The 13,738-nt window shown below is 40.2% G+C and carries 13 protein-coding genes, 1 tRNA gene, 1 rRNA gene and 2 riboswitches; of the genes, 11 read left to right on the forward strand and 4 right to left on the reverse strand.

Annotation, left to right across the window (positions count from 1 at the left end; all coding sequences use genetic code 11):
* The first annotated feature begins 306 nt into the window (after window positions 1-306).
* From rrf to tsaD, 6 genes are all read left to right on the forward strand, one after another.
* Window positions 307-423 (forward strand): 5S ribosomal RNA (rrf, locus tag CS060_RS12845).
* Between the two features lie 24 nt (window positions 424-447).
* A tRNA-Met gene (locus tag CS060_RS12850) sits at window positions 448-524 on the forward strand.
* Window positions 525-676: 152 nt separating this feature from the next.
* On the forward strand, window positions 677-1,150 hold the full coding sequence (gene tsaE / locus CS060_RS12855; RefSeq protein ID WP_035049002.1) for a tRNA (adenosine(37)-N6)-threonylcarbamoyltransferase complex ATPase subunit type 1 TsaE: 474 nt from the start codon (window positions 677-679) through the stop codon (window positions 1,148-1,150).
* The gene (gene tsaB / locus CS060_RS12860; RefSeq protein WP_035049000.1) at window positions 1,131-1,832 is read left to right on the forward strand and encodes a tRNA (adenosine(37)-N6)-threonylcarbamoyltransferase complex dimerization subunit type 1 TsaB; all 702 of its coding nucleotides are present in this window, start codon (window positions 1,131-1,133) and stop codon (window positions 1,830-1,832) included. The genes tsaE and tsaB overlap by 20 nt, the downstream gene beginning before the upstream one ends.
* Window positions 1,833-1,835: 3 nt before the next feature.
* A complete protein-coding gene (rimI, locus tag CS060_RS12865; RefSeq protein WP_082180295.1) occupies window positions 1,836-2,279 on the forward strand; it encodes a ribosomal protein S18-alanine N-acetyltransferase in 444 nt (147 codons plus the stop codon).
* A complete protein-coding gene (tsaD, locus tag CS060_RS12870) occupies window positions 2,276-3,289 on the forward strand; it encodes a tRNA (adenosine(37)-N6)-threonylcarbamoyltransferase complex transferase subunit TsaD (RefSeq protein ID WP_035049011.1) in 1,014 nt (337 codons plus the stop codon). Before rimI ends, tsaD begins: the two co-directional genes overlap by 4 nt.
* 247 nt (window positions 3,290-3,536) lie before the next feature.
* Here the strand turns inward: tsaD and CS060_RS12875 are convergent, their stop codons facing one another.
* Window positions 3,537-5,432 carry an ABC-F family ATP-binding cassette domain-containing protein gene (locus CS060_RS12875; RefSeq protein WP_035048997.1) on the reverse strand — a complete coding sequence of 632 codons (1,896 nt, stop codon included), beginning with the start codon at window positions 5,430-5,432 and terminating at the stop codon, window positions 3,537-3,539.
* 227 nt (window positions 5,433-5,659) lie between these two features.
* On the opposite strand from CS060_RS12875, the gene CS060_RS12880 reads away from it, so the two are divergent.
* Complete coding sequence (locus CS060_RS12880) at window positions 5,660-6,295, forward strand: redox-sensing transcriptional repressor Rex (protein ID WP_009362635.1); 636 nt, start codon at window positions 5,660-5,662, stop codon at window positions 6,293-6,295.
* A 9-nt stretch (window positions 6,296-6,304) separates the two neighbouring features.
* Here CS060_RS12880 and CS060_RS12885 read toward each other — a convergent pair whose 3' ends face one another.
* Entirely contained in the window at window positions 6,305-6,478 is a 174-nt protein-coding gene (locus CS060_RS12885) for a YdiK family protein (protein WP_009362636.1), read from the reverse strand.
* Complete coding sequence (locus CS060_RS12890) at window positions 6,475-7,212, reverse strand: CPBP family intramembrane glutamic endopeptidase (RefSeq protein ID WP_009362637.1); 738 nt, start codon at window positions 7,210-7,212, stop codon at window positions 6,475-6,477. Before CS060_RS12890 ends, CS060_RS12885 begins: the two co-directional genes overlap by 4 nt.
* Before the next feature lie 225 nt (window positions 7,213-7,437).
* Between CS060_RS12890 and groES the strand changes: the two genes are divergently transcribed.
* A complete protein-coding gene (gene groES / locus CS060_RS12895; protein WP_035048995.1) occupies window positions 7,438-7,722 on the forward strand; it encodes a co-chaperone GroES in 285 nt (94 codons plus the stop codon).
* Between the two features lie 71 nt (window positions 7,723-7,793).
* Entirely contained in the window at window positions 7,794-9,410 is a 1,617-nt protein-coding gene (gene groL / locus CS060_RS12900) for a chaperonin GroEL (protein WP_009362638.1), read from the forward strand.
* 11 nt (window positions 9,411-9,421) lie between these two features.
* Here groL and CS060_RS12905 read toward each other — a convergent pair whose 3' ends face one another.
* Window positions 9,422-9,958 carry a DUF6944 family repetitive protein gene (locus CS060_RS12905; RefSeq protein WP_035048994.1) on the reverse strand — a complete coding sequence of 179 codons (537 nt, stop codon included), beginning with the start codon at window positions 9,956-9,958 and terminating at the stop codon, window positions 9,422-9,424.
* 125 nt (window positions 9,959-10,083) lie between these two features.
* A riboswitch (purine riboswitch) is annotated at window positions 10,084-10,185 on the forward strand.
* A gap of 94 nt (window positions 10,186-10,279) precedes the next feature.
* On the opposite strand from CS060_RS12905, the gene guaA reads away from it, so the two are divergent.
* Both guaA and CS060_RS12915 read left to right on the forward strand, forming a co-directional pair.
* Entirely contained in the window at window positions 10,280-11,800 is a 1,521-nt protein-coding gene (gene guaA, locus CS060_RS12910; RefSeq protein WP_035049009.1) for a glutamine-hydrolyzing GMP synthase, read from the forward strand.
* Window positions 11,801-11,883: 83 nt separating this feature from the next.
* A riboswitch (purine riboswitch) is annotated at window positions 11,884-11,985 on the forward strand.
* Window positions 11,986-12,101: 116 nt separating this feature from the next.
* Complete coding sequence (locus CS060_RS12915) at window positions 12,102-13,427, forward strand: NCS2 family permease (protein WP_035049006.1); 1,326 nt, start codon at window positions 12,102-12,104, stop codon at window positions 13,425-13,427.
* Window positions 13,428-13,738 lie beyond the last annotated feature (311 nt).

Here is a 13,738-nt window from a genome sequence, read left to right on the forward strand (position 1 = left end):
GTGGCGACACGTGTAGCTGACGGATACTAATCGATCGAGGACTTAACTAAACACACAAGAAAAGCGGAGAACGGTCCTTGGCGAAGCCAAGGAAACATCCGACAGAGCCGAGAGCTTTTGACGAAGACGTGCGTGCACGTCGAACGGAAAAAGCGAAAGGCGTAGGAGGATGTTAGTTCGAAGCTAGACATAAGAAAAGCGAAGGCGACTGTTCAGCCAAGCCCTGTTATCTAGTTTTGAAGGAATAAAAAAGGCTTGACAACAAAAAATATTCCGTTATAATAACATTTGTCTAAAGCATTATTGCTCGGTGACGATGGCGGAGAGGTCACACCCGTTCCCATCCCGAACACGGAAGTTAAGCTCTCCAGCGCCGATGGTAGTTGGCGGGACACCGCCTGCGAGAGTAGGACGTTGCCGGGCATTATTATATTTGTTTTGTATTGCCGCGGGGTGGAGCAGCCAGGTAGCTCGTCGGGCTCATAACCCGAAGGTCGCAGGTTCAAATCCTGCCCCCGCAACCAATGAAACGAAACGATATAAGTTTCGTATTTTTTTATGCCTTTTTTGCTTTATGTTTTGTTTTCGTGTACACTTATATGTGTAGCATTTCCTTAGGAGAGCGATCCTAAGGTCTTTTTTGTATGTTGATTTTATTTAATTAGGGGAATGAACGATGAAAACATATGAATATGTATCACATCATCCTGAAGATACGTTCGCATTAGCAATGAAACTTGCTCGGTACGTTCAGCCACAAGACGTTATTACGTTAGAAGGTGATTTAGGAGCAGGAAAAACAACGTTTACGAAAGGACTAGCAAAAGGATTAGGAATTAACCGCAATGTCAGCAGCCCGACTTTTAATATTATTAAACAATACGAAGGGCGTCTTCCTTTGTATCATATGGATGTATATCGTTTAGCAGAAAGTGAAGAAGATTTAGGTTTCGATGAATATTTTTTCGGTGATGGTGTAACCGTTGTCGAATGGGCACACTTAATTGAGCCATATTTGCCGCCTGAGCGTTTACATATTACGATTCACCATGCCGATAGAGAATCTAGAATTATTCGATTTTCACCCATTGGTCAACGTTATGAACAGCTATGTAAGGAGATTTTTAGCGATGAAAGTGTTAGCCATTGATACATCGACATTTGTTATGGGGATCGCTGTTGTTGATGGACAAATTGTTAAAGGGGAAATCATTACAAATTTGAAAAAAAATCATTCGATACGAGTCATGTCTGCGATTGAGGCACTGCTTCAAGAATGTGACATGAGTCCAAAAGATCTTGAGCGAATTGTTGTTGCGAAAGGCCCTGGATCATATACAGGTGTTCGCATTGGGGTGACAATTGCTAAAACGCTTGCTTGGACGCTAAATATTCCGCTTGTCGGCGTATCAAGTTTAGAAGTGATGGCAGCAAGCGCAAAATATTTTCAAGGTCTCGTTGTTCCGTTAATGGACGCGCGGCGAGGACAAATTTATACAGGCCTTTATCAAGCTGTAAGAGGGGATATTCAATCGATTGTAGCTGATCAAGTTATTTTAGCTACCGATTGGGCAAATGAATTAAAAGCATATGATCAACCCATTTTATTAGTTGGAAATGATAGTGTGTTACATGAAGCAACGTTTGTTGAGACGCTAGGTCATTCTGTCCAAGTGGCTTCAGAGACACTTCACAATCCGCGCCCAAGTGAGCTCGCGTGGTTAGGAATAAATCGCGAGCCGGAAGACATTCATACATTTGTGCCAAACTATATTCGTTTAGCAGAGGCGGAAGCGAATTGGCTTGCTCGTCAGCAAGAAAGGACGGAATGATAAGTGAATGCTTCTTTTCGGTTTATGACGCTTCAAGATCTCGATCGCATTGTGGAAATCGAACAGCTTTCATTTACGCTCCCATGGAGTCGTTCTTCCTTTTATCAAGAGTTGACAAATAATCGATATGCTCGCTACATTGTGATGGAGCATGATGGACAAATTATTGGTTACTGTGGCATGTGGTTAGTGATGGATGAAGCGCATATTACAAACATTGCGGTGTTGCCGGAATTTCGTGGTAAAAAATTAGGAGAAGCGCTAATGAAACAGGCGATGGCGTTAGCGAGAGAAGAAGGAGCCCAAACGATGACATTGGAAGTGCGGGTGTCGAATACCGTTGCACAATCATTATATCGAAAGCTTGGCTTTTTAAATGGCGGTATTCGTAAGCGATACTATTCAGATAACCAAGAAGATGCATTAGTAATGTGGGTGAAATTATGAGTGAAAAAGATATATTTGTGCTTGGAATTGAGACAAGCTGTGATGAAACAGCAGCTGCCATTGTGAAAAATGGACGTGAAATTGTAGCTAACGTTGTTTCCTCACAAATGGAAAGTCATCAACGATTTGGTGGGGTCGTTCCTGAAATTGCATCGCGTCACCATGTTGAGCAAATCACGCTCGTGTTAGAAGAAACGATGAAGCAGGCAAATATGGATGTTAGCGAAATTGATGCAATTGCGGTAACAGAAGGTCCGGGATTAGTTGGCGCGCTATTGATTGGTGTGAACGCTGCGAAAGCATTGGCTTTTGCGCATCGCATTCCTCTTGTTGGCGTGCATCATATCGCAGGGCATATTTATGCAAATCAACTTGTACAAGAAATGAAATTTCCGCTATTAGCTCTTGTTGTGTCAGGAGGGCATACCGAGCTCATTTATATGAAAGAGCATGGAGTGTTTGAAGTCATTGGTGAGACGCGAGACGATGCGGCTGGGGAAGCGTATGACAAAGTTGCACGGGCATTGCAACTTCCTTATCCGGGAGGTCCTCATATTGATTGTTTGGCCAAACAAGGAAAACCGACCGTTGATTTGCCTCGTGTGTGGTTAGAAGAAGGTTCGTATGATTTTAGTTTTAGTGGATTAAAATCAGCGGTCATTAATACGTTGCACAATGCAAAACAGCGTGGAGAAACAATTTTGCCTGAAGATATGGCAGCAAGTTTTCAGACAAGTGTTGTTGAAGTATTAGTAGGAAAAACGATACAAGCAGCTGCGCATTACGACGTGAAACAAATATTGCTAGCTGGTGGTGTCGCAGCAAATGAAGGATTGCGCACACAATTACAAAAACAAGTTGAGCAATTACCAGAGGTAGAACTTGTCATTCCGCCATTGTCCCTTTGTACAGATAATGCGGCGATGATTGCGGCAGCTGGGACAGTATTATTTCAACAAGGAAAGCGCGCGACCATGGCGTTAAATGCGAATCCAAGTCTACTGTTGTAGTCCGTGTCCCTGTGAACAGGGGCATTTTTTTGTGGATTATTTTATCCACACGTTTGTGGATAATGTGGAAAACGTGTACTATATGTTATTTTATCATAACGAGTTAACCACAAAGAAATAGACAAATTTTTTAATTGTATTGTGGATAATGTGGAAAAGTGCGTGAATAACTTATATTTAGATGTTTTTTCTGTGGATATGTTTGTGTAAAAAGATGAGCTAGTCCACAAATGGAGCTAGCTCATCATTATTGTTGTAAAAGTTCCCATTGTTCGAATAATTCATCGAATTTTTGTTTCAGTTGTTCAATTTTCGCTTGTGTATCTCGGGCTTTTTCATAGTCGTTGTAGCAGGAAGGATCATATAATTGTTGTTCATACGTTGCAATTTGTTGCTCGAGTTGCTCCATTTCCATTTCTAGCTGTTGGATTTTTCGTTGTCGTTGCCGTTCTAGTTTTTTTCGTTCTTTTTCTTCTTCATACGAACGTCTTGGTGACAACGATTCGTCCGTTTTAGCTTTCTGGCTAATTTGTCCAAGCTCAAGCAACTCAGCTTTTTTCGCTACGTAATAATCGTAGTCCCCTAAATATTCAATGAGACCGTCTGTGGATAACTCATATATTTTTGTTGCGATTCTGTTAATAAAATAACGATCATGAGAGACGAATATAATTGTCCCAGGATATTCAATGAGTGCTTGTTCTAGCACTTCTTTGCTATCTAAATCCAAATGGTTCGTTGGCTCGTCTAAAACTAATACGTTCGCTTTTTTCATCATTAGTTTGGCGAGAGCGAGCCGGGCTTTTTCACCGCCGCTTAATGTTTGCACTGGCTTCAATACAACGTCACCAGAAAATAAAAAGTTTCCGAGAATCGTGCGAATTTCTTTTTCCGTTTTTAATCGATCTTCATCCCATAGTTCATCGATGACACGTTTGTTCGATGTTAGTTGAGATTGTTCTTGATCGTAATACCCAATTTGTACATTTGTTCCGTAGCGTAGTTCCCCATGTTTTACAGGGAGTTGCTTAATGATCGTTTTTAAAAGCGTCGATTTTCCAATTCCATTTGGCCCAATAAGTGCGATGCTATCACCGCGAGTGACACGAAATGAGAGGTTTGTTGCGATGATTTGATCATAACCAATGGCTAAATTAGTAGCTGTTAATACGTCATTTCCGCTTGGGCGTTCAATTTCGAAGCGAAACGATGCCGATTTTTCATCACCGAGCGGCTTTTCAATGATATTCATTTTTTCTAATTGCTTTCTACGGCTTTGTGCTCGCTTTGTTGTTGATGCACGAGCAATATTGCGTTGAATAAAATCTTTTAATTTTGTGATTTCCTCTTGTTGTTTTTCATACAATTTCAGTTGTTGTTCAAATTGCTCCGCTCGTTGTTGTAAGTAGCTTGTATAGTTTCCAACGTATTTTTTTATTTTTGTGCGTGATAATTCATACACTTGTGTCACGATTTGGTCAAGAAAATAGCGATCGTGTGAGACGATAAGAATGGCCCCATCATAATTTTTTAAATATTGTTCAAGCCATTGCAACGTTTCCATATCTAAATGGTTCGTTGGTTCGTCTAAAATGAGTAAATCCGGCTTAGTAAGAAGCAATTTTCCTAGTGCAAGTCTTGTTCGCTGTCCGCCGCTTAATGTGGATATTTTTGTTGTATAATCGTACTGTGAAAAGCGAAGACCGTGAAGAACAGAACGAATATCTGCCTCGTATTGGTAGCCACCTTTTTCTTTAAATTCCGTTTGTAAACGATCATATTGTTCTAATAATCGTTCGTAGTCAGCATCATGCAAGCTCATTTGTTGTTCTAGTTCACGTAATTGTTTTTCCATTTGTTGAAGAGGGGCGAACACATCGAGCATTTCTTCCCAAATGGAACGATGTGCTTGCAAGCCTGTGTATTGGTCTAAATAACCGATCGTTACGTGTTTTGGTTTAATGATTTCGCCTGTGTCGTATGACAACTGTCCGGCAATGACTTTTAATAATGTCGATTTTCCTGCTCCATTTCTTCCAACTAACGCAATACGGTCTTTCTCTTGTATTTCAAGTTTTATGTCTGATAAAACTTGTTCCGCCCCATATGATTTGGATAGTTGATTTACTTGTAAAATGATCATCATTTTTCACCTCAATCTTCTTTTGATAGTGTAACGTACTTTCTTGATGTTCGGCAACACTAGTGTGCGAATAACAAATTTGACAAAAATAATAATAAAGGGTACAAAGGAAAGACAGAATGAAAAAAATAGTGTATAGTTTAAAAGTGGGGAGAACTTTTCAGACGTATAGGAGAGAAAAATGAAAGCGCTAACTATTTGTGAAAGGAAATGTGGGGGATTGACTCGTGAATAATGAACAACCAAAAATTCCGCAGGCGACCGCAAAGCGACTACCGTTGTATTATCGTTTTTTGAAAAACTTGCATGCATCAGGAAAGCAGCGTGTATCTTCAGCGGAGTTAAGTGAAGCCGTAAAAGTCGATTCAGCAACGATTCGCCGTGATTTTTCATACTTTGGTGCGCTTGGAAAAAAAGGATACGGTTATAATGTAAATTATTTGCTGTCGTTTTTCAGAAAAACGTTGGATCAAGATGAAACGACAGAAGTAGCGTTGTTCGGTGTCGGTAATTTAGGTACGGCATTTTTAAATTACAATTTTAGCAAAAACAATAATACGAAAATTGTGATGGCATTCGATGTAGATCCAGATAAAGTAGGAACGGAAGTAGGAGGAGTGCCTGTTTATCATTTAGATGAATTGGAAGAAAAACTAGGTGGGATTACGGTAGCCATTTTAACCGTTCCAGCCCAAGTTGCCCAACCGATTACCGATCGGCTTGTCCAAAAAGGCATTAAAGGGATTTTAAACTTCACGCCTGCTCGTCTGCATGTACCTGAACACATTCGTGTTCATCATATTGATTTAGCGGTCGAATTGCAGTCACTTGTTTACTTTCTAAAACATTACGGAAATGAGTAAACCTCCCATTTACGAGCGGGAGGTTTTTTTCAATAAAGAACGAATAGCGGTGCCAAAATCTAATGTAGCAATAAGAATAAATAGCATCGTTGTGACGTCCCAAATGCCATCGTCAGCACTATCAACAGCAAAATAAGTGAATAAAATGCCCATCAAAAAGTAAAACAACGGCTCAGACTTCATGAAAACAGCCTCCAAATCACGAATTGCATTTGTTCTGCTTCTTTCATTATCTTTTCAATTTCTTCAGCAAATAACGTTTGAATAGCAACGACAAATGTGTTCATCAGTACATGTGCTGCAATAGGGACGAGAATACGCTTTGTTTTCACATATAAGAAAGCAAATACAAATCCCATCGTTGCATAAAGAAGCAAATGTTCAAACTCTAAATGCACGACAGCAAATAAAAGGGAACTGACAGTTGCTGATAAGAAAAAGTTATATTTTTGATACAGCGTTCCAAAAATAATTTTTCGAAAAATGATTTCTTCTAAAATCGGTCCGACGATCGAAGTGACGAGCATAAGCGCTGGTGTTAGCTTCACCATTTCAACGATGCGTCTCGTATTTTCGGACCCCATCTCGACGCCAAATACGTGCATCTCAATATTTGCTGCGATGCCTTGAGCGAAAAGGGCAAGAAAGAACCCGCCAATTCCCCAAAAAATTGACGTTCCGATAGATGCTTGATGGCGATCGTACGAATATTTCATATCTTCTCTCATGAAATAAAGAACGAAAAGAAAAGCGATCGAGAAGCTAATGACAGCCCAATAACCTGAGGCAATGGATAGGGCGACTTCTTTATTTGATGCGTCAACAAATCCACTATGTGCAAGCAAAGGAACGCCAATTAAACTAGATAACTGCATGGCGATGTATGTAATAATGACATACCAATATTGCTTTTTCACGTGTTCAACCCCTTTTGACAAAATGAGTACTTTTTCATTTTACCATATTTTTTGTATGAATTTCGAAAGGAAAGACATAATGAAAAAGGGAAAGATTTAGTGAAAAATTTTTAACTTCCTACTTGCAAAATTGAAAAAAGTTCATTAATATAATAAGTGTGTTAGCACTCAATAATGATGAGTGCTAATAACGGAGCGAAAATCTAATTAAGGAGGTCGTTTGCCGTGTTAAAGCCACTAGGTGATCGCATTGTGATTGAATTAATCCAAACTGAAGAAAAAACAGCGAGCGGAATTGTTTTACCAGACACAGCGAAAGAAAAACCACAAGAAGGAAAAGTTGTTGCCGTTGGTTCAGGCCGCGTTCTTGATAATGGTGAACGCGTAGCTCCAGAAGTAAGCGTTGGTGACCGCATCATCTTCTCAAAATATGCGGGTACAGAAGTGAAATATGAAGGAAAAGAATATTTAATTTTACGTGAAAGCGACATTTTAGCTGTGATTGGTTAATCGTTCGCCTGATAACATATAAAGCATACAAAAATACTTAACAAAAAATGATCATCAAGGGGGTAAGATGTATGGCAAAAGAAATTAAATTCAGCGAAGAAGCTCGTCGTGCGATGTTACGCGGTGTAGATAAATTAGCTGATGCAGTAAAAGTAACATTAGGTCCAAAAGGTCGTAACGTTGTATTGGAGAAAAAATTTGGTTCTCCATTAATTACAAATGACGGTGTAACAATCGCAAAAGAAATCGAATTAGAAGATCCGTTTGAAAATATGGGTGCGAAGCTTGTTGCGGAAGTAGCAAGCAAAACAAACGATGTTGCTGGTGACGGTACAACAACAGCAACTGTATTGGCACAAGCGATGATTCGTGAAGGATTGAAAAACGTAACAGCTGGTGCGAACCCAATGGGTATTCGCAAAGGTATTGAAAAAGCTGTTGCTGTTGCAGTAGAAGAATTAAAAGCAATCTCTAAACCAATTGAAGGCAAAGACTCAATCGCTCAAGTTGCAGCGATTTCTGCGGCTGACGAAGAAGTTGGTCAATTAATCGCAGAAGCAATGGAACGCGTTGGAAAAGACGGCGTAATTACATTAGAAGAGTCTAAAGGCTTCACAACAGAATTAGATGTTGTGGAAGGTATGCAATTTGACCGTGGTTATGTATCTCCATACATGATTACGGATTCTGACAAAATGGAAGCTGTATTAGAAAATCCATACATCTTAATTACAGATAAAAAAGTTTCAAGCATTCAAGAACTTCTTCCTGTATTAGAACAAGTTGTTCAACAAGGTAAACCATTATTAATCATTGCTGAAGATGTAGAAGGCGAAGCGCTTGCAACATTAGTTGTAAACAAACTTCGTGGTACATTCACAGCAGTTGCAGTAAAAGCGCCTGGCTTCGGTGACCGTCGTAAAGCGATGCTTCAAGATATCGCGATCTTAACAGGCGGTGAAGTCATCACAGAAGAATTAGGTCGTGAATTGAAATCAACAACAATTGCTTCACTTGGTCGTGCAGCGAAAGTTGTTGTAACAAAAGAACATACAACAATTGTTGGTGGCGCTGGTCGTGCAGAAGACATTCAAGCACGCATCAACCAAATCCGCGCTCAATTAGAAGAAACAACTTCTGAATTTGACCGTGAAAAATTACAAGAGCGCTTAGCGAAATTAGCTGGTGGCGTTGCGGTTATTAAAGTCGGTGCTGCAACTGAAACTGAATTGAAAGAGCGCAAATTACGCATTGAAGACGCATTGAACGCAACACGTGCGGCAGTTGAAGAAGGTATCGTTGCCGGCGGTGGTACAGCGTTAATGAACGTATACAGCAAAGTTGCGGCTATTGAAGCGGAAGGCGACGAAGCAACTGGTGTGAAAATCGTTCTTCGTGCGATCGAAGAGCCAGTTCGTCAAATCGCACAAAACGCTGGTTTAGAAGGCTCTGTCATCGTAGAGCGCTTAAAAACAGAAAAACCTGGCGTTGGCTTCAACGCAGCAACTGGCGAGTGGGTTGACATGATCGAAGCGGGTATTGTTGACCCAACAAAAGTTACTCGTTCTGCGCTTCAAAACGCAGCATCTGTTGCCGCTATGTTCTTAACAACAGAGGCAGTAGTTGCTGACAAGCCAGAAGAAAACAAAGGTACACCTGGCATGCCTGACATGGGCGGCATGATGTAATTATACAAAGACTACCCCTTCTTTCGATGGGGTAGTCTTTTTTCTATTTGACTTAAAAAACAAAGAATAGATCCAATAGCTTGAACCCATGATCCAATAATGCCGAGCGACTGTCCTTCGGTTTTATTTCCTCTTTCTTCATATATACCGCCGATGGCCTGTAAGGCGTTTCCGATCGCTTGAAGTAAATTTCCAATTGGGCTTAATACAGATGATTGCTTATCTCCCCAATCATCTGCAAATGAAATGAGTCCTCCTAAAGATTGAAACCAATTTCCTGTAATTTCTAGTTTATTTCCATCCTTACTTAACAGTCCAGCGATGACGGTAATATTGCCAATAGCTTGAATTTTATTTCCATATACACCTAACGTATCAGGCATTTCAGCATCTGCCTCTAGGGCGTTTCCTGTTGCTTGCAATACGTTTCCCCATAAATCAAGAGCGAACTGTTTTTTATCGTTTAAAAAAGGGATGCTTCCGACAGCTGAGGTGACAGTACCTATCGCTTGAGTAAATGAACCGAGCAGTGCTTTCGATTGACTCATGTGCATTCTCCTACGATTTTTGCTCATATATCATATGCAAGCTACATATCGTTGTCAATTGTTAGAAAATTTAATAAAAAAGATGACATCTTGACCGATGAGGAATAGAGTTGGTAGAATGGACTAAAATTTAAGATGCTCACCTTCGTATATCCTCGATAATATGGTTCGAGAGTCTCTACCGGGACACCGTAAATGACCCGACTACGAAGGCAGTGTTCTGTATTGCTAGAATTCTGCCTTCGTTTTTTTATGCGGGGGTATGAATGCTAGCTTTTTTATTATATGTAGATGGGGTGATTTCGTTTGAGTCAGCAGGAAATGATTATCGTTTTAGATTTCGGGAGTCAGTACAATCAGTTAATTACACGCCGTATTCGTGAGTTTGGTGTGTACAGTGAGCTGCATCCACATACGATTACAGCTGAACAAATTCAACAAATGAACGTAAAAGGAATTGTCTTTTCAGGGGGTCCAAATAGTGTATATGACGAACAAGCATTTACGTGCGATCCGGCCATTTTTGAGTTAGGAATTCCGATTTTAGGTATTTGTTATGGAATGCAGTTAATGACGCATCATTTAGGTGGAAAAGTGGAAAAAGCGACCCATCGGGAATATGGAAAAGCAACGATTGCGGTGCAACGCGTCTCTCGATTGTTTAGCGACTTACCGACAGAACAAATTGTTTGGATGAGTCATGGGGATTTAGTGACAAAAACACCGGAAGGATTCACTGTTGATGCAACGAGCCCATCTTGCCCAATTGCCGCGATGAGCGATGAAACGAGAAAGTTTTATGCCGTTCAGTTTCATCCAGAAGTGCGCCATTCTGTATATGGAAATGAGCTGTTAAAACGATTCGTGTTTAACATTTGTGAGTGTAAAGGCGATTGGACAATGGGAAGCTTTATCGATCACGAAGTTCGTAAAATTCGTGAGCTTGTCGGTGATAAAAAAGTGCTTTGTGCTCTAAGTGGCGGTGTTGATTCGTCGGTAGCGGCTGTTCTCGTTCATCGTGCTATTGGCGATCAGCTAACGTGCATTTTTGTTGACCACGGTTTGCTTCGTAAAGGAGAAGCGGAAAGTGTCATGAAAACGTTCCGCGAAGGTTTCCATATGAACGTCATTAAAGTCGATGCAAAAGAACGGTTTTTAAATAAATTAAAAGGTGTAAGTGATCCGGAACAAAAACGAAAAATTATTGGGAATGAGTTTATTTACGTGTTTGATGACGAAGCAGCAAAGCTAGATGGTATTGAATTTTTAGTACAAGGTACGCTTTATACCGACATTATTGAGAGCGGCACAACAACGGCTCAAACGATTAAATCACATCATAACGTTGGTGGTTTACCAGAAGATATGAAATTTAAATTAATCGAACCGCTAAATACACTTTTCAAAGATGAAGTGCGTGCACTCGGTACAGAATTAGGCATTCCGGACGAGATTGTATGGCGTCAGCCGTTCCCAGGACCAGGGCTTGGCATTCGGGTGCTAGGTGAAGTGACAGAAGAAAAGTTAGAAATTGTTAGGGAGTCAGATGCGATTTTACGTGAAGAAATTAAAAAAGCCGGTCTTGACCGTGATATTTGGCAATACTTCACTGTACTCCCTGACATTCGTAGCGTTGGAGTGATGGGAGATGCCCGTACGTACGATTATACGGTCGGTATTCGTGCAGTGACATCAATTGACGGCATGACAGCAGACTGGGCACGTATTCCTTGGGATGTGCTTGAAGTCATTTCAACGCGTATTGTTAATGAAGTACCTCACGTCAACCGTGTTGTGTATGATATTACAAGCAAACCACCAGCAACGATCGAATGGGAGTAAAAAACGAACAAAAATCTTTTTATTTAAAAAAATGTTCGTTTTTTATCTTGACTTTGTCGAGTATGCTTGATAGAATGTATGTGTAAAATAAATAGAGGATACATCGTATAATCTCGAGAATATGGCTCGAGAGTCTCTACCAAGCTACCGTAAATAGCTTGACTACGATGTGTAATGTGGGGGAGAGGAATCTGCTTGATTCCTCTCTATGTTCTGTGCATTATGCATCATAGTCACGCTTCTGGTAGTTTGCTAGAAGCGTTTTTCTTTTTATTAACAACATATGGAGGGACTTAAAGTGATTAAGAAGTATTTTCAATTCGATGAGCTCGGCACGAATTACAAAAGAGAGATCATCGCAGGCTTAACGACGTTTTTATCTATGGCTTACATTTTATTTGTTAATCCAGCTGTTTTATCGTTAAGTGCTGTACCAGATTTGCCAAATGAAATGAGAATGGATCAAGGGGCAGTATTTACGGCGACGGCGATTGCAGCAGCTGTTGGATCTTTACTCATGGGTTTGATTGCGCGCTATCCAATTGCGCTTGCACCGGGGATGGGATTGAATGCTTTCTTTGCTTTTACTGTTGTATTGACGATGGGGATTCCTTGGCAAACAGCTTTATCTGGCGTCCTCATGTCTGGGATGATTTTTATCTTGCTTACGCTAAGTGGTGTTCGTGAAAAAATCATTAACTCAATTCCAGAAGATTTAAAATATGCAGTTGGAGCAGGGATTGGATTATTTATTACGTTTATCGGATTCCAAAACGCAGGTATTATTGTAAATAACGATGCCGTTCTTGTTGGTTTAGGTCATTTAACAAACGGGAATACATTGTTGGCTATTTTCGGAGTAATCATTACTGTTATTTTAATGGTTCGTGGCGTAAACGGCGGAATCTTCATTGGAATGGTAGTTACAGCTATCGTTGGAATGATTGCGGGATTAATCGATGTACCAACAAAAGTAGTTGGTTCTGTACCGAGTTTGGCGCCTACGTTTGGGGTAGCTTTTGAACATCTCGACCAAATTTTCAATATTAAAATGCTAGCTGTTGTGCTAACATTTTTATTCGTCGATTTCTTTGATACTGCCGGGACGCTAGTGGCGGTCGCCAATCAAGCTGGGTTATTAAAAGAGAATAAACTGCCACGAGCAGGAAAAGCGCTTTTTGCGGATTCTTGTGCAACGGTTGTTGGAGCAATTTTAGGAACGTCTACGACAACATCGTATATTGAATCATCAGCTGGAGTAGCGGCTGGTGGGCGTACAGGCTTTACTTCTGTCGTAACAGCGATTTTATTTTTACTTGCGTTATTTTTCTCCCCGCTGTTATCGGTTGTGACAGCACCAGTCACAGCACCGGCATTAATTATTGTTGGTGTGCTGATGGTATCATCGCTAGGAAAAATCGAATGGACTCGTTTTGAAATTGCTGTTCCTTCATTTTTAACATTAATTGCAATGCCTTTAACGTATAGTATTGCAACAGGAATTGCGATCGGATTTATTTTCTATCCAATTACGATGATTGCAAAAGGTAAAGCAAAAGAAGTTCATCCAATTATGTATGGTTTATTTGTTGTTTTCATTTTGTACTTTGCGTTTTTAGTTGAGTAACTACTATAGTTATGGATGAAGAGGCTTGGATCATTACCTCCAAGCCTTACTTTTTTTAAAAAACAGTTGACGAGCAAATTGGTTTTTGATAATATACTTATTGCTGATTGAAACAAGCAGTTTGTGAAAAAATAAAAATAAAAAAGTGTTGACAAGAAAAACAGTAAATGCTATATTGAAAGGGTCGCTTCAAAAGCGACAAGATGTTCCTTGAAAACTGAACGAAGCGAAAAGCGTAAAGAAGCTAAGGATAACTTTTCTATGGAGAGTTTGATCCTGGCTCAGGACGAACGCTGGCGGCGTGCCTAATA

It is taken from the genome of Anoxybacillus flavithermus, assembly GCF_002742685.1.
Taxonomy (GTDB): Bacteria; Bacillota; Bacilli; order Bacillales; family Anoxybacillaceae; genus Anoxybacillus; species Anoxybacillus flavithermus_E.